Annotated in this window: 12 protein-coding genes; 8 read left to right on the top strand and 4 right to left on the bottom strand. The window is 47.4% G+C overall.

Annotation, left to right across the window (positions count from 1 at the left end):
* The first annotated feature begins 22 nt into the window (after positions 1-22).
* On the top strand, positions 23-1,033 hold the full coding sequence (locus ZMTM_RS03430) for a sulfate ABC transporter substrate-binding protein (protein WP_221764937.1): 1,011 nt from the start codon (positions 23-25) through the stop codon (positions 1,031-1,033).
* A gap of 78 nt (positions 1,034-1,111) precedes the next feature.
* Entirely contained in the window at positions 1,112-1,480 is a 369-nt protein-coding gene (locus tag ZMTM_RS03425) for a DUF2325 domain-containing protein (RefSeq protein WP_221764936.1), read from the top strand.
* 163 nt (positions 1,481-1,643) lie between these two features.
* On the opposite strand, the gene ZMTM_RS03420 is transcribed toward ZMTM_RS03425, so the two are convergent.
* The 3 genes from ZMTM_RS03420 to epsC form a co-directional block, all read right to left on the bottom strand.
* Positions 1,644-3,524: a family 2A encapsulin nanocompartment cargo protein cysteine desulfurase gene (locus ZMTM_RS03420; RefSeq protein ID WP_221764935.1), complete on the bottom strand. Its 1,881-nt coding sequence runs from the start codon at positions 3,522-3,524 to the stop codon at positions 1,644-1,646.
* Entirely contained in the window at positions 3,511-4,428 is a 918-nt protein-coding gene (locus ZMTM_RS03415) for a family 2A encapsulin nanocompartment shell protein (RefSeq protein ID WP_221764934.1), read from the bottom strand. The genes ZMTM_RS03420 and ZMTM_RS03415 overlap by 14 nt, the downstream gene beginning before the upstream one ends.
* A gap of 63 nt (positions 4,429-4,491) precedes the next feature.
* Positions 4,492-5,475, bottom strand: a complete 984-nt coding sequence (gene epsC / locus ZMTM_RS03410) for a serine O-acetyltransferase EpsC (protein ID WP_221764933.1) — start codon at positions 5,473-5,475, stop codon at positions 4,492-4,494.
* A gap of 764 nt (positions 5,476-6,239) precedes the next feature.
* Here epsC and ZMTM_RS03405 point away from each other — a divergent pair.
* From ZMTM_RS03405 to ZMTM_RS03380, 6 genes are all read left to right on the top strand, one after another.
* Entirely contained in the window at positions 6,240-7,514 is a 1,275-nt protein-coding gene (locus ZMTM_RS03405; RefSeq protein ID WP_221764932.1) for a TolC family protein, read from the top strand.
* Positions 7,511-8,830 carry an efflux RND transporter periplasmic adaptor subunit gene (locus ZMTM_RS03400; RefSeq protein ID WP_221764931.1) on the top strand — a complete coding sequence of 440 codons (1,320 nt, stop codon included), beginning with the start codon at positions 7,511-7,513 and terminating at the stop codon, positions 8,828-8,830. Before ZMTM_RS03405 ends, ZMTM_RS03400 begins: the two co-directional genes overlap by 4 nt.
* Positions 8,827-11,964, top strand: coding sequence for an efflux RND transporter permease subunit (locus tag ZMTM_RS03395; protein ID WP_221764930.1), 3,138 nt, complete (start codon positions 8,827-8,829; stop codon positions 11,962-11,964). Before ZMTM_RS03400 ends, ZMTM_RS03395 begins: the two co-directional genes overlap by 4 nt.
* A gap of 40 nt (positions 11,965-12,004) precedes the next feature.
* Positions 12,005-12,337, top strand: coding sequence for a copper-binding protein (locus tag ZMTM_RS03390; RefSeq protein ID WP_221764929.1), 333 nt, complete (start codon positions 12,005-12,007; stop codon positions 12,335-12,337).
* Between the two features lie 184 nt (positions 12,338-12,521).
* Positions 12,522-13,526 (top strand): sulfate ABC transporter substrate-binding protein, encoded by a 1,005-nt coding sequence (locus tag ZMTM_RS03385; protein ID WP_318840527.1) that lies wholly within the window; start codon positions 12,522-12,524, stop codon positions 13,524-13,526.
* 25 nt (positions 13,527-13,551) lie between these two features.
* Positions 13,552-14,418, top strand: coding sequence for an EAL domain-containing protein (locus tag ZMTM_RS03380; protein WP_221764928.1), 867 nt, complete (start codon positions 13,552-13,554; stop codon positions 14,416-14,418).
* Here ZMTM_RS03380 and ZMTM_RS03375 read toward each other — a convergent pair.
* Positions 14,415-15,689: a PQQ-dependent sugar dehydrogenase gene (locus ZMTM_RS03375; protein WP_225907075.1), complete on the bottom strand. Its 1,275-nt coding sequence runs from the start codon at positions 15,687-15,689 to the stop codon at positions 14,415-14,417. The genes ZMTM_RS03380 and ZMTM_RS03375 overlap by 4 nt on opposite strands.
* Between the last annotated feature and the right edge of the window lie 43 nt (positions 15,690-15,732).

The following is a 15,732-nucleotide window of genomic DNA, read 5'->3' as shown; positions in this document are numbered from 1 at the left end:
ATCAAGGAACCGATAGAAAATCATGACTTTCAATAAATTAAAATCTCAGCTGATCCTCGCTGCATTCGCACTTACAACTACGCTTACAGCGGTAGCGAGCGACATTACACTACTTAATGTCTCTTATGACCCAACCCGTGAGCTTTACCAAGACTATAACGCTGCTTTTGCCAAGTATTGGAAAGCAAAAACAGGCGATAACGTCACCATCAAGGTTTCACATGGCGGCTCAGGCAAACAAGGTCGTTCAATTATTGACGGTCTTGAAGCGGATGTAGCAACACTTGCATTGGCTTATGACATTGACGCCTTGTATGACAAAGCACGTTTGATCCCGCAAAACTGGCAGACTCGATTGCCAAATAACAGCACGCCTTATACCTCTACCATCGTATTTTTGGTGCGTAAAGGCAACCCAAAAGGGATTAAGGATTGGGATGACTTGATCAAACCTGGTGTTTCTGTGATTACGCCTAACCCTAAGACTTCTGGCGGTGCACGCTGGAATTATTTGGCAGCATGGGCTTATGCACAAAAGCATGACGGCAATGATGAAGCCAAAACCAAGCAGTTTTTGGCCAAGTTATTCAAGAACGTACCTGTGCTGGATTCTGGCGCTCGTGGATCTACCACCACTTTCGTAGAACGTGGCATTGGCGACGTAGCGATCTCATGGGAAAACGAAGCATTCCTTGCACAGAAAGAACTTGGTCCAGATAAGTTTGAGATAGTGGTTCCATCACTCTCTATCCTGGCTGAGCCACCTGTGACTGTGGTTGATAAAGTAGTTGATAAGCATAAGACTCGTGCAGTAGCGACGGCTTACTTAGAGTACTTGTACTCTGAAGAAGGCCAGGAAATCGCTGCCAAGAACTATTACCGTCCACGTTTGGAATCTGTTGCCAAGAAATATGAAAAGGTATTCCCAAAGTTAAATCTGGTGACAGTAGATCAAGAGTTTGGTGGATGGCAAAAAGCGCAAAAAACGCACTTTGCTGATGGCGGTACTTTTGACGAGATTTACGCTAAATAGTTAATCGTCAATATTTGAAAGAAATTGGTGGGGTTGGACAAAATCTAACCTCACCACTCAACCTCGGAGGCTCGCAAAATGAGTACAGCTTTAATAGTAGGTGGTGACCAGATAGATGGAATCAAACAGGAACTGGCCAATTTTGGCATTCAACACATTAACCATTGGTCTGGCCGCAAAGTAGGCGATGGCAAACGTATTATTCCGCATGACACAGAATTGATTGTGCTGATCACAGACTGGATCAGCCATACATTCACACATAAGATTAAACAAAGCGCAGCAAAACGTGGGGTGCGTATTGTGTATACGCCTAATGGACCAGCTGCATTACGCTCCAGATTAGCGCGTATCAAACAAGATACCGCGCAGGAGACTGATTGTCGGACGAACCAGAATTACTCACAAGAAAACAGCGGCCAACAAGCGCTTCGATTAGCCGCTTAAAAAATCTCACGTATTCATTCCAAATAAACAAAAAGCCAGTCAGATGAATGACTGGCTTTTAAACCGAGCAACACTACAACTTAGTCTTACCTCCTAAACTGCAGTCTCCTCGTTATGCGACAAGTCTTCTCACGAAGCTTGTCGCTTTTTTTGCGATACTGGTTTAGAGAGTTTTACCTGAAGCCAAGCGCAACAATGCTTGCTGTAACACATCGATTTCAGCATAAGTGTTGTAAAGTGCAAGCGATGGTCTTACCGTGGTCTCAACCCCAAATCGCCGCAATATAGGCTGCGCGCAATGGTGGCCTGAACGCACGGCAATACCCTCTTTGTTCAAAGCTACGCCCACTTCTTCACTCTGATAACCCTTGAGCGTAAAAGACATCACGCTGGCTTTTTCTTGTGCAGTACCAATCAAACGTAAACCTGGTACTTTTTGCAATGCAGCCAAACCATATTGCAGCAACTCATGTTCATATCGCTCAATATTGCTAATGCCAATACGCTCCACATATTCAAGCGCTGCGCCCAAACCTACCGCATCGGCAATATTGCCCGTGCCAGCCTCAAACTTGTTAGGCGCTTCATGATAGACAGTTCGCTCAAACGTCACGTCCTGAATCATGTTACCGCCGCCTTGCCAAGCTGGCATATCGGCCAAAATCTCTGGCTTGCCGTAGAGCGCGCCAATGCCTGTTGGACCGAATACCTTGTGGCCTGAGAACACGAAGAAATCACAATCCAGCGCTTGCACATCAGCTTTAATGTGAGATACAGACTGCGCGCCATCCAACAATACTTTAGCGCCTGCACGATGCGCCATCTGGATCATCTCATGTGCTGGTGTAATCGTACCCAACGCATTGGAGACTTGCGTAAATGACACCAGCTTGGTTTTTGACGTCAATAGCTTCTGGTATTCATCCAGCAATACCTGACCATTATCATCCACTGGCGACACTTTAAGCTTGGCACCTGTTTCAGCACATAATTGCTGCCAAGGCACTATATTGGCGTGGTGCTCAAGATGGGTAATCAGAATCTCATCACCCTCACCGATATGCTTTTTACCCCATGTTTTTGCCACGAGGTTAATCGCTTCAGTCGTACCGCGCACAAAAATCACGTTGTTCACCGAAGGCGCATTGATGAAACGGCGCACCGTTTCACGCGCACCTTCATACGCATCAGTAGCGCGCGCTGCCAACTCATGGGCTGCACGGTGAATATTCGAGTTCTCATGCTCGTAAAAGTATGAAACCCGATCAATCACCGACTGTGGCTTTTGCGTGGTCGCTGCATTATCGAACCATATCAATGGACGGCCATTGACCAATTCACGCAAAATTGGAAAGTCTTTGCGGATTAAATTAGCATCAAACTGCGGATGTGCCGATGGAGCAATAGCAGCTGCAGTTTGTGGTGATTGATGCCCACCTAAGAAGTAAAAGGGTGAGCTTGAGCCAGCGCTTGTCGGCGCTGAGGCAGCGGCGGGGAATCCCAATGAAGAGGCCGAGCCAACCCCAAAACCACTTAGCAAAGCATTCAACTCATCGCCTTGCGGTATATCAGTACCTAGCACTAACGATGACACCTGCAACTGCTCCGATAGACCTGGAACTTGCTGTAAATGTCCAATCTGCGTATCCCCCGGCACAACTGCAGCCACAGGCAAGCCAGGCAATGTTGGTGATACACCACCCAACGTTATGCCGTCAGACACCACAGGTGAAAATGTTGGGATGTAGGCTGTTGGCGTTACGCCAGCGCCAGGCAAGCTACTTGGTGCTTTTGCTTCTGGAAATGAAGCTGTAGATGGTATCTCTGGCGCACCAGCACTCGCGAACGGACTCCCCACAGGAAAGCCCTGCGCATAGATCTCGTTTGCAATCCGTGACAACTCAGCCACATCCAAATGCCCTGTTTCGCTAGCCTCGCGGCCAATCGCCAACGCGGCAGCCATTTTTGGATGATCGCCTGGCAGCGTTGCGAGGATCGCTTCTGGCTCAAATGATGATAAGTCGTTCAAATTACTTGTAGTCATAGTAGTTGCCTACATCGACATTTTCGAGCACGGCAATCGCATCATCTGTAAGCACAGCCAATGAGCAATAGAGGGAAACCAGGTATGAAGCAATCGCCTTGTGGTTGATGCCCATGAAACGTACTGAAAGACCCATGCTTTGTTGACCTGGCAGATTAGGCTGATACAAACCAACCACACCTTGACGGCTTTCACCTGTGCGCAACAGCAGCACATTGGTTTTGCCTTTGGTGACTTTAAGCTTGTCGCAAGGAATCAGTGGAATACCGCGCCAAGTGAGGAACTGTGAACCGAACATCGCTACGGTTGGCGGTGGAACACCACGACGAGTGCATTCGCGACCAAAAGCAGCAATTGCTTGTGGATGCAATAGGAAGAATGCTGGCTCTTTCCAGACTTTTGCGATCAGTTCATCAAAATCATCTGGTGTTGGTGCACCAGTGCGTGACTTCACTTTTTGTGAGGCTGCTACATTGTTCAACAAACCGTACTCAGGGTTGTTAATCAGTTCGCTCTCTTGGCGTTCTTTGACTGTTTCAATGGTCAAACGCAATTGCTCACGAATCTGGTTATGAGGGCTGCTATACAGGTCAGAAACACGGGTATGCACATCCACCACGGTATTCACCGCATTCAATACATACTCACGGCCCCATTCTTCGTAATCAACGAATGTTGCTGGCAATTCACGCTCATCTTTTGCTGAACAATCCACTTCAATAGCACCTGGATTTTTAGCTTTGTTCACACGGTAGATACCCGCTTCTACAGGCACCCATTGCATTAGATGCACCAGCCAACGCGGGCTGATGGTGCTGAGCATAGGGACGGTTTTGGTGGCATTGGCAAGCGTCCGTGCTGCGACATCGCCCAATGCGGTTTGTGACTGGTTATTTTCGGCCATTTAAGTCTCCATTGATAATTAAAATTATTGCTGCTGGTTAAGTGTTACTGCTTGCTAAATTACTTACTGCGATTGGTTTGCGCGCATCTGCGCCTGACTGATATTGCTTTCTGGCGGCACGCTGTGGGTTAGCCAGACATTGCCACCAATGGCTGAAGCACGGCCAATGGTGATACGCCCAAGAATAGTTGCACCTGCGTAAATCACTACGTCATCCTCAACAATCGGGTGACGCTCATTGCCTTTAATTAACATGCCACTTTCATCTGTAGGGAAGCGCTTAGCGCCCAAGGTGACAGCCTGATAAACCCGCACGTTTTTGCCGATAATCGTCGTCTCGCCAATCACCACACCTGTGCCATGATCAATAAAAAAGCGTTCATGAATCTGCGCGCCAGGATGAATATCAATACCTGTTGATGAATGCGCGATTTCGGAAATAATTCGTGCAATCAGTGGCATGCCGAGCTTGTGTAAAACATGAGCAATTCTGTAATGCGTAATGGCAGTAATGCCGGGATAGCAAACCAGCACTTCATCTATGCTTCTGGCAGCTGGATCGCCTTCATAAGCAGCGAGAATATCGCTATCCAGCAATATGCGAATAGAAGGCAAAGTTTCAGCGAATTTTTTAACTACTTTTCTGGCCTCTGCTATTTGCTGTTCTGTATGTTTCTCAGCAGCGGCTGAGTCTTTTGATATGTGAGGAGTAGCTAGATCAAGGCTGGCAGAGAAATCCAATTCCAGCCGAACTTGAGCGGTTAACTCTCTCAATGCGGTATCTAATGTATGACCAACAAAATAATCAATGCCATCTTCAGTTAAGTCTGGCAGGCCAAGTCGATTCGGGAACAGTGCAGCGGCGATGCCCTCAACAATCTCGGCAAGTACTTTACGTGAGGGTAATTTTGGTGGTTTATTGCGACGTTTGCGATCTTCGAGCGATGAAACTCGCACATTGCGTAAATCGGCAACAATTTGCGCAACATTCAAAATAGTTGCAGAACCATCAATAGTTTCAGCAAAATTTTTAGAGTTATCGACCATAAAACAAGCACCTCAAGAGCAACCTAAGCTTTTTTACAAAGCTAGAAAATAAAAAAGCCAATTCAAACAAGGCTTGAATTGGCTTCCGGTTGTCCGGTCAGCAGGCTTTAAACACTATATAACTAAGTGTGATATGTTAATTCTTTTTACTTATATGTGTAAAGTATTATTCTCAACAATCTTTAAAGGATCATATATTTAAAGTCTTACCAAAATATTAAAGCTAGGTAAAAAACATAATATTTATTTTGGAACCATTTATCTGATCACTATCTCACACAGCTCGAATGATTGTTGATTCTGATGAAGAGTGATAAAGTCAAAACGTGATTAAATTTAGCCGCCACATTGTTATAGCTCTGATTCTGGCCTTAGCCGCTGGGCCAGCTTTGGCTGCGGGTTGTTCAATATCTTGCATGTCTCAGACACCCGCAATGAGTGCAGCCAATGATCAAATGACAATGCCAGATATGCATTGTGATGATTGCCCAAAATCCACACAAAATTCAGATCAGGATCATCAATCTCCATCACACAATAGCTGCTCAATGGCTGGTTGCCATTTTGCACAAACCTTACCGTTCACTGATATACCAAAAACACTTACTGCTGATTTCAGCTATTTAACCCCCATCTATTTCAATCCCCTCGGCATTTCTGCCGACTTGAGTCCCCCACTAAAACCTCCCGCTTGAGCTGACTATTCAAGGTAAAGGCGCATTTGCCAGTTACCTGTGTCGTCAATTTAAGTACAGGAGTGTTTTATGACTACCCATACCAAGGCTTTAAGCCTGTTTGCGAGCTTTGTATTGTTATGCTCGTCTGCTGTTCGTGCAGAACCCGTTTTATCTTTGGATGAAGCCATTCGGCTTGCTACCCAGAACCAGCCGCTGCTTCAGTCTTATGATCAAGCTTCCGCTGCCTCGCGTGAAGCGGCTATAGCTGCGAGCCAGCTACCTGACCCGCGTTTGAAGGTTGGTGTGGTCAATCTACCAATCACGGGAAACGATACTGCGCGTTTTAACCGCGACGACATGACCATGTCGACAGTCGGCGTGATGCAGGAAATGGTGCCAGCGGCCAAGCGTGAAGCAGCCTTTCATGCTGGAGAAGCAGCGGCTGAACAATACCAGACCGAAAAATCTGTCACTGCACGCAGTATCCAGCGCGATGTCGCGCTTGCCTGGCTGGACGTATATGAGGCACAGCGCAGAAGCGAGTTATATCAGCGTATCAGCCAGGAAATGGTTGCCGAGCGCAAGGTGATGCTAAGCCGTATTAGCTCTGGCGCCGTATCATCTACAGAAGTGCTGAAGCTGGATGCCGAACTTTCTATGTCCAATGATAAAAAGCTCACTGCAATTCTGGCTGAGCGCAAAGCTCGAGCAACATTGAGTCGGTGGATAGGTTCAGCTGCGCAACGCCCTATGGCAAATGAGTTGCCAGTCTTTAGCATCAATACCAGTCCTGAATCCAGCGCTACCGAAATCGAACATCACCCACTACTGCAAAACGCCGAGCAAATGGAGGCCGTTGCCCAGTCAGAGGCAGATCAGGCCAAAGCTGAACATGAGCTCAACTGGAGCTGGGAAGTGATGTATGGCAGGCGGCGTTCTGATCTCAGCGATATGGTGACCTTTCAGGTGGCGGTTGATCTACCTTGGGATCGCGCCAATCGTCAGGACAAACGTGCTGCTGAGAAGTTAATTTTAGTGGAGAAAGCACGCCAGCTGACCGAAGACCGTCGACGTGAGTTGAATGCAGAACTGGAAAGTGCGGAAGCAGATGCAGACACCGCAAAAGCGCGCGAGGAAGAACATCAACAACGCTTGATCCCTGCCGCTGAATCAAGACTAAGTGTCACACAAGCAGGCTATGAAGCTGGCAAAGGAAACCTCTCTGAAGTGTGGGATGCCCGTCGTGCACTCCTCGAGGTAGAGATGGAGCACTGGGTCATCATGACAGACATGCAACGTGCCGCCGTCAAGCTCGGCTACCTGCTTAACAACACCAATCTATATAGCTGGAGCCAGCCATGAAACGCATTCATTTGATATTGATCGTCATCATTTTGGCTGTAGTGGCCACTGCAGCTTGGTACAGCATGAACAAGCCCATGAGCAATATGACGACGCCTGCCAATCCCGCCGTTGGTGGGATAGTGCAGGATGACTCAGGTAAAACGGTTCGCTATTGGTATGACCCGATGGTACCTGAACAGAAATTCGACAAACCAGGCAAATCACCGTTTATGGATATGCAACTGATCCCCAAATATGCTGAAGATGCTGGCTCGGATAACGGCGTTTCCATCCCATCCAATACCCAGCAAAACCTGGGGATGCGCATAGAGTCAGTAATCATGATGGATTTCGGTGATGATCTCACTGCTGTTGGTCGAGTCGAGCCAGATGAGCGTGGTTATTACGCAGTACAAACCCGGATTCCTGGCTTTGTTGAGCGCCTTTTAGTCCGTGCAGTAGGTGACCCCGTGCGTAAAGGCCAGAAGATTGCCGAGATATATGCCCCGGAATTGCTCGCGGCTCAGCAAGAATATCTAGCGCTATCAGACCTTGAGCCGATTGCAGAAGGTGAGGTATTGAAGCAGGCAGCCCGAAATCGACTGAAACTGTTGGGAATGACAGAAGGTGAGATCGCCACAATCAGCAAAAACCATCAATCAAGCCCACGCTTTGGCGTCTATGCGCCAGCCTCAGGTGTCGTAACCGAGCTTTCAGTCAAGGAAGGAGCGCAATCGATGATGGGCACACCGCTCATGCAGATCAATGACCTGTCGACGGTCTGGCTGATTGCAGAAATCCCTGAACGTGATGCTTCAAGGGTAATACTTGGCAGTGCTGCTGAGGTAAGACTGCAAGCTTCATCAAATCAGGTACTCAAAGGTAAAGTTGGCTACTTGTATCCAATGCTGGATGATACCTCGCGAACCTTGCGCGTCCGTATTGAACTGGCTAATTCTGGCAATCAATTACGGCCTGGCATGTACGCCGATGTGCGACTGAGTGGCATGTCGCATTCAGCCTTGGCCGTGCCAAGTGAGAGTGTGATTTCAACTGGTCAGCGCAAGGTCGTCATCGTTAAAGAAACTCATGGTTTCCGACCTGTTGAGGTAATTACCGGGCAAGAAAGTCACGGTCACACCGAAATCACCCAAGGTTTGAGCGAAGGCGAACAAGTCGTCAGTTCAGGTCAATTCCTGATTGATTCAGAAGCCTCGTTGTCTGGGGTTTTGGCAAGACTATCGAAGCAGGATGCGACTCCTCCAGCCAACATGCAAGATGACATGAAGGGTATGGACATGTCGCATGACAGCATGAAAGGTGAAAAACCATGATTGCGCGCGTCATTAGCTGGTCCGCCAGCAATCGCTTGCTGGTCATACTGGGTATATTGCTTATTGCTGCCTGGGGCGTGTTCGCCATGCTGCGAACGCCACTTGATGCTATCCCTGATCTCTCTGATACCCAGGTAATTATACGTACTCAATGGCCAGGCCAAGCACCACAGATTGTCGAGAATCAGCTGACCTATCCGCTGACGACCACCATGCTCTCAGTGCCTGGCGTGAAGACTGTGCGTGGTTATTCTTTCTTTGGCGATTCCTTTGTTTATATCCTGTTTAACGATGGCACCGATCAATACTGGGCACGCTCGCGGGTACTGGAATATTTGAGCCAGATTTCTTCACGCCTGCCCAAGGGCGTGAATCCGAGTTTGGGGCCAGATGCCACGGGTGTTGGCTGGGTGTATGAATATGCGCTGGTTGACCGTACTGGCAAACACGACCTGGGTGAACTGCGCGCCTTGCAGGACTGGTTCCTCAAGTTCGAATTGAAGACCATCCCTGGGGTTGCAGAGGTCGCCACGCTAGGCGGCATGGTGCGGCAATATCAGGTACAGGTTGACCCGGATAAATTACGTAATTACCGCATCCCCTTATCCAAGGTGGTGACTGCGCTGCAATCCGCCAATCAGGAAACGGGCGGCGCAGTGATTGAAAGTGGTGAAGCGGAATACATGGTGCGTGCTCATGGCTATCTGGAATCACTGGATGATTTTAGACACATTCCAATTTCCGTCAGTGATAGTGGTACGCCCATCCTGCTTTCCGACGTGGCGCAGATTCAGATTGGGCCAGAGTTACGACGTGGCGTCACTGAACTCAATGGCGAAGGTGAAGTTACCGGCGGCGTGATTGTGATGCGTGCTGGGCAGAATGCGCTGGAAGCGATTGATACGGTCAAGGCAAAGCTCGCCAGTCTGAAAAAAAGCCTGCCCGAAGGCGTTGAGATCGTGACGACCTACGACCGCTCGCAATTGATACGCCGCGCGGTGGATAACCTTAGTCATAAATTGATTGAGGAATTCATCGTAGTCGCGTTGGTATGTGCCGTTTTTCTCTGGCATTTGCGTTCTGCATTAGTAGCCATCGTGGCGCTGCCATTGGGTATTTTGGTCAGCTTTATTGTCATGTACTACCAGGGTATCAACGCCAATATCATGTCGCTGGGCGGTATCGCCATCGCTATCGGCGCAATGGTGGATGCGGCGATTGTCATGATCGAAAATGCGCATCGCAAGCTGGAGCAATATAGCCACCAGCAATATAGTAATAAGCTTGGCCCACCAGATCGAGCTCAGCAAATTGCTTTGATCATCGAGGCTGCACGCGAAGTTGGTCCAGCGCTGTTCTTCTCACTACTCATCATTACTTTATCCTTCATCCCAGTATTCACACTGGAAGCGCAGGAAGGCAAACTGTTCGCGCCGCTGGCGTTTACCAAGACCTATGCCATGGCAGCTGCCGCTGGTTTGTCGGTGACATTGGTACCAGTACTGATGACCTTGTTTATCCGTGGTCGCATTCGTTCAGAACAGGAGAATCCGCTCAACCGCTGGCTGATCAATGCCTATCGGCCATTATTAGCAAGCGTGCTGAGGCATCCCAAGCTGACCCTAGTGATTGCACTCTTATTAGTCCTAGTCAGTCTATGGCCACTGGACAGGATAGGCAGTGAATTCATGCCGCCGCTGGATGAAGGTGATTTGCTCTATATGCCGACGGCACTGTCAGGTTTATCGGTATCAAAAGCTGCCGAGATATTGCAACTGACTGATCGCCTGATCAAAACTGTGCCGGAAGTGAAAACCGTATTTGGCAAATCAGGACGTGCTGAAAGTGCCACTGATCCAGCTCCACTGGAGATGCTTGAAACTACGATTCAGCTGAAGCCACGTTCGGAATGGCGACCAGGCATGACACCACAGAAACTGATCGATGAACTAGATAGCCGCCTCAAGATTCCTGGCATGGCCAATGTCTGGGTGCAGCCCATTCGTAACCGTATCGATATGTTATCCACGGGTATCAAGAGCCCAGTCGGCATCAAGATCGGTGGCCCTGACCTGGCCACTCTAGAAAAACTTGGTGAACAGGTAGAGCGCATCATTAAAACAGTTCCAGGAGCAAGCTCAGTCATTGCCGAGCGTGTAACTGGCGGACGCTATGTAGATATCAGGATAGATAGACTGCAAGCTGCCCGTTATGGCTTAAGCATGGCCGATGTTCAGGCCTTTGTTTCGACTGCCATTGGTGGTGACAATGTTGCTGAAAAAGTTGATGGCTTGGCACGATACCCAATCAATGTCCGCTTTCCGCGAGAACTTCGTGATTCGGTAGAAAAACTGAAGTCCTTGCCTATGATTACAGAAAAAGGGGCGACAGTGCCTTTGGGTGCGGTAGCTGAGATCAAGATCACCGACGGCCCGCCCATGATCAAAAGTGAAAATGCGCGGCCGAATGTCTGGGTCTATGTAGATATCCATGACCGCGATCTTGGTGGCTTTGTAAAAGATGCAAAAGCCAAAATTGATCAGGAGCTACAGCTGCCAGCAGGCTACTCCATTGCCTGGTCGGGTCAGTTCGAATATTTCGAGCGGGCTGCCAAGCGTTTGAGCTATGTGGTTCCCATGACACTCGCCATTATTTTCATCCTGTTGTTCATGGCATTCAAGCGTATCACGCCCGCCTTGCTGATCCTTGGGAGCTTGCCGTTCGCCCTGGTGGGTGCCATCTGGTTTCTCTATCTTCTGGGGCATCACTTCTCCATTGCCAGTGGTGTCGGCATGATCGCGCTGGCTGGGCTCTCCGCTGAATTCGGCATCATCATGCTGACTTATCTGGATGACGCAATCAAACGATACAGAGAGCAAGGCAAGCTGAACAATCATGAAGATTTAACCGCCGCATTGATTGAAGGTGCAGCGCTGAGAGTCCGACCAAAAGCTATGACTGTGGCTGTGATACTGGCCGGGCTAATACCTATTCTGATCGGTACTGGTACTGGTTCGGAAGCCATGAGCAGCATTGCGGCGCCCATGGTAGGCGGCATGTTGACTGCGCCATTGCTGTCTTTGTTTGTACTACCCGCAGCATATTTACTGATTTTTAGATTTAAGCACGAGTAGATTTAACCCACCAACTAAATAATCTCTGAAAGGAACACCCATGAAAACACTCACATTTACCCTATTAATGAGCCTCGGTCTATTGGCTGGCAATGCAAATGCGGATGATATGAAGGACATGAAAATGCCTTCTAGCAAAATGGCAGCACCAGCAAAAGCGATTACTGGCAAAGGTACTGTCGTCTCGGTTAATAAAGCCGATAGCAGTGTCATCTTGAAACATGATGCTATTGCTGCAATTAGCTGGCCAGCAATGACTATGAGCTTCAAGGTGAAAGACAAGATGCTGTTGGATAAAACCAAAAGTGGCGACAAGGTTGATTTCACCTTGGAAAAAGATGGTGCGAATTACATCATCACCGATATAAAGTAAAACCCTTAACACGGGCGGGGCAACCCGCCCAATCGAGTTTGACGTTAATGAGAAAAACTCGAGCCCCTAAATAATAAATATAACTATCATTATATTTATATATTCTTTTACATTATTTTGGTAAATCCCTATATTCCACACTGATTAATTTATCAGTAATATCAAAACAAAAAGGGAGTACCTAATGCTTAAGCGTTTAATTTCAGGGGTTGTTCTTGGGTTTTTATTTATTATTTCATTGCCGAATATTGCATCCGCTGACACTGCAATTCTGAATGTTTCATACGATGTCACCCGCGAATTCTATAAAGACTTCAACCCAGCATTTGCCAAATACTGGAAAGAAAAAACAGGCGAAACTGTAACGATCAATCAATCGCATGGCGGCTCCAGCAAGCAAGCGCGTTCTGTTGTTGATGGCCTTGAAGCAGATGTGATTTCGATGAACCAGCCTACCGACATTGATATTCTTTACGAACGCGCACGCTTGATTCCTAAAGACTGGCAAAAGCGCCTGCCTAACAACAGCTCACCGACTGCCTCAACCACAGTGATACTGGTACGTAAAGGCAACCCAAAACACATCAAGGACTTTGATGATTTGATTAAGTCTGGCATTGATGTAGTCATCGCCAACCCTAAAACCTCTGGTAATGGTCGCTATGCTTATCTCGCAGCATGGGGCTCTGTGCTTAAAAAAGGTGGTACTGATGCCCAAGCCAAAGAGTTTGTGACCAAACTATTCAAAAATGTCCCTGTACTAGATACAGGTGGTCGCGGCGCAACAACAACATTTGTTCAACGCGACATTGGCGATGCATTATTAACATTTGAAAACGAAGTTGCACTAATCAAAAAAGAGCTTGGTGGTGACCAGTTTGAAGTTGTATATCCATCCATCAGTATTCTTGCTGAGAACCCAATCAGCCTGGTTGACCGCGTTGTAGATAAGCACGGCACGCGCAAAGTAGCACAAGCATATCTTGAATTCCATTATTCAGACATTGGTCAAGAGTTGGCAGTGAAGCACTCTTTACGACCTCAAGTAGAAGCCAGCGCGGCAAAACATAAAGCTGACTTTAAACCAGTCCAGTTCTTTACCGTGGATGACACCTTTGGCGGTTGGGCTAATGTGCAAAAAGTACATTTTGCAGACGGCGCAAATTTTGATCAGATTTACATTAAATAATTTTAAGTAAGTATCAGGAAATCTCATGGCAAAAACTGCAATCTCATCATCACATCTGGAAAAGCTCAGGCAACAGTTGCATGACTCCTTATTCCTCGATTTTGATGAATATGGCCTTCAAGAACAAACCACGGGCGAGTTCAATAGCACTTATTTGGGCGTGCAACTGAATAGTGCTTTCCAGCCAATCTATGACAGTGCTGCGGGTGAACTACATGGCCATGAGGCTTTTCTACGACCATCATTGGGCGGCGAATTACCGAGCAGCCCAGAGTTTGCATTTAGCTATGCCGAGCAGTCTGGCAAATTGGTGCAATTTGACCGCGTAAGCCGCACATTGCATGTACTGAATTTCCGTCAGATATATGATGAAAACGGGCTGCTATTTTTGAATGTACACCCCAAGCTACTCATCAGCGTGAATGGCCATGGCAAGGTATTTGAACGCATATTGCACTCAAACTCTGTTGCCACCGACCGTGTGGTAATTGAGATTAAAGAAGCGCTGGTTGAGCAGGACAAACAATTACTGGAAGCCATCGAGAATTACCGAGACCGTGGCTATAAGATTGCGCTGGATAACTTTGGCAGTGACCGCTCGAACATCGATCGCCTATGGAAATTTACGCCTGAATACGTAAAGTTTGATTTAAGCGTCATTCAGGCTGCGCAGAAGAACAGCCGTGTACACCAGATATTGCCTGCCTTGGTACGCTTGGTAAAAGATTCAGGTGCCAAGCCAATATTCACAGGCATAGAAACACAGCTGCAACTGGATATTGCCTTTGCCAGTGGCGGCGAGCTGATACAGGGTAACTTTCTTGGCAAACCTGCAACTGCCGATGCACTACAAGAAAAGCGTTATTTCCCAGCAACGTCAAACCGCGTTTAATCAGAAATAAGCAACTGATTGTGATCAGTCTTTAAATAGAAGGTGCCATCTGGGTCAATCTTGATAGCGCGTATGCGATAGCCAGTTAGTACTGGTTCGGCATAAACCAGATTAGTACCCTCTTTTCTGATGCGCAGCAAGGTCATTGAACCCATACCCGCAACAAAGTAATCGTTATCCCAGTAGTCGTTTTTGCCTGTGCTCGCGTATTTGGCGATGGGACCAATGCCAATAGAGGGCACAAAGGTCATCGCAGGTTTTTCGTAACCCTCATGATTATTGAATTTATTACCGTAGTAGCCGCCAATGCCATCACGTTCATAAATTGTGCCGTAGCTCACTATAGGCCAGCCATAGTTCTTGCCTCGTTTGACTAGATTGATCTCATCCCCGCCTCGAGGCCCATGATCATCCAGCCATAGTTCATTGGTTTCATGATCATAAAACAAGCCGCCATTGGGCGACCTGAAACCAGTCGCATAGACTTCAGCACTCAGGCTTTTGAGATCGATCTTGATGACTTTACCTAGTGAAGTAGTTTTATCCTGCACTTTGTCAGGTTTGGAAAAATCACCAATCGCCAGATACAAAGTATTTTCGTTTTCGCCCAAGGCCATTTTCCCACCAACTTGGTGACCCAAAAATGGCTCTTTAATCGCGGGGCGGCTTAAATAGATTTCCCGTTTGAAAGTCACTTCCGAATTAACCAGATCAAGATCAAACTCAGATACAGCCAAACGCGCACCGTTGTTCTGCTCATCCCAAGTGGTATAGGCAACAAACAGTGAGTTCTTAACAATTAATGAATCCTTAACACCAGATAAATCTTTGCAATAAACTACTTTTTTACTACTACTTTCATCAGTGGATTCATCGCTACCTGGAGTGTATTTGGATAAAGCTTTGGCAGGCTTAACCAGCACCAACTCACCATCAGGCTTAGTGAAATCAAGATTACTGAAATACACGTCGCCACATTTGCTAATAAATATAAACTGGTTTTTATTCAATTTTTCAAACGAGCCAGAGGGATAAGCATCCTCGAAGGGCAGCTTATATTCCTTAAGCGCCAGCGTGCCATACACTGAAGCGATCTTGATAGGCTCTACATCACCATTGCTATTCGCGCTGGCATCAAGCACCGCTGGATAAGGCGAGCTGGGCTTGCTAGGTATTGAGCCTGAATCTTCAGCTGCAAATGTAGATAGTGAGAGCAGCATAACTACGCTGACTATCAAAACATTCATCAATCGAAGTAATGGATTATTCATAAAAAATCGCGCCATAAAATGCTCAGTAAAAATACTGAGTTCC

Origin of the sequence: Methyloradius palustris (assembly GCF_019703875.1) — a bacterium.
GTDB lineage: Bacteria > Pseudomonadota > Gammaproteobacteria > Burkholderiales > Methylophilaceae > Methyloradius > Methyloradius palustris.
The sequence above is the reverse complement of the archived record's forward strand: the minus strand, read 5'-3'. Positions and strand labels throughout refer to the sequence as shown.

Excerpts from the sequence above, each read along its gene's own strand:
- ZMTM_RS03375 (WP_225907075.1), bottom strand. The coding sequence starts at position 15,689 with ATGAATAATCCATTACTTCGATTGATGAATGTTTTGATAGTCAGCGTA.
- epsC (WP_221764933.1), bottom strand. The coding sequence starts at position 5,475 with ATGGTCGATAACTCTAAAAATTTTGCTGAAACTATTGATGGTTCTGCA.
- ZMTM_RS03385 (WP_318840527.1), top strand. The coding sequence starts at position 12,522 with ATGCTTAAGCGTTTAATTTCAGGGGTTGTTCTTGGGTTTTTATTTATT.
- ZMTM_RS03425 (WP_221764936.1), top strand. The coding sequence starts at position 1,112 with ATGAGTACAGCTTTAATAGTAGGTGGTGACCAGATAGATGGAATCAAA.
- ZMTM_RS03395 (WP_221764930.1), top strand. The coding sequence starts at position 8,827 with ATGATTGCGCGCGTCATTAGCTGGTCCGCCAGCAATCGCTTGCTGGTC.
- ZMTM_RS03400 (WP_221764931.1), top strand. The coding sequence starts at position 7,511 with ATGAAACGCATTCATTTGATATTGATCGTCATCATTTTGGCTGTAGTG.
- ZMTM_RS03430 (WP_221764937.1), top strand. The coding sequence starts at position 23 with ATGACTTTCAATAAATTAAAATCTCAGCTGATCCTCGCTGCATTCGCA.
- ZMTM_RS03420 (WP_221764935.1), bottom strand. The coding sequence starts at position 3,524 with ATGACTACAAGTAATTTGAACGACTTATCATCATTTGAGCCAGAAGCG.
- ZMTM_RS03380 (WP_221764928.1), top strand. The coding sequence starts at position 13,552 with ATGGCAAAAACTGCAATCTCATCATCACATCTGGAAAAGCTCAGGCAA.
- ZMTM_RS03415 (WP_221764934.1), bottom strand. The coding sequence starts at position 4,428 with ATGGCCGAAAATAACCAGTCACAAACCGCATTGGGCGATGTCGCAGCA.
- ZMTM_RS03390 (WP_221764929.1), top strand. The coding sequence starts at position 12,005 with ATGAAAACACTCACATTTACCCTATTAATGAGCCTCGGTCTATTGGCT.
- ZMTM_RS03405 (WP_221764932.1), top strand. The coding sequence starts at position 6,240 with ATGACTACCCATACCAAGGCTTTAAGCCTGTTTGCGAGCTTTGTATTG.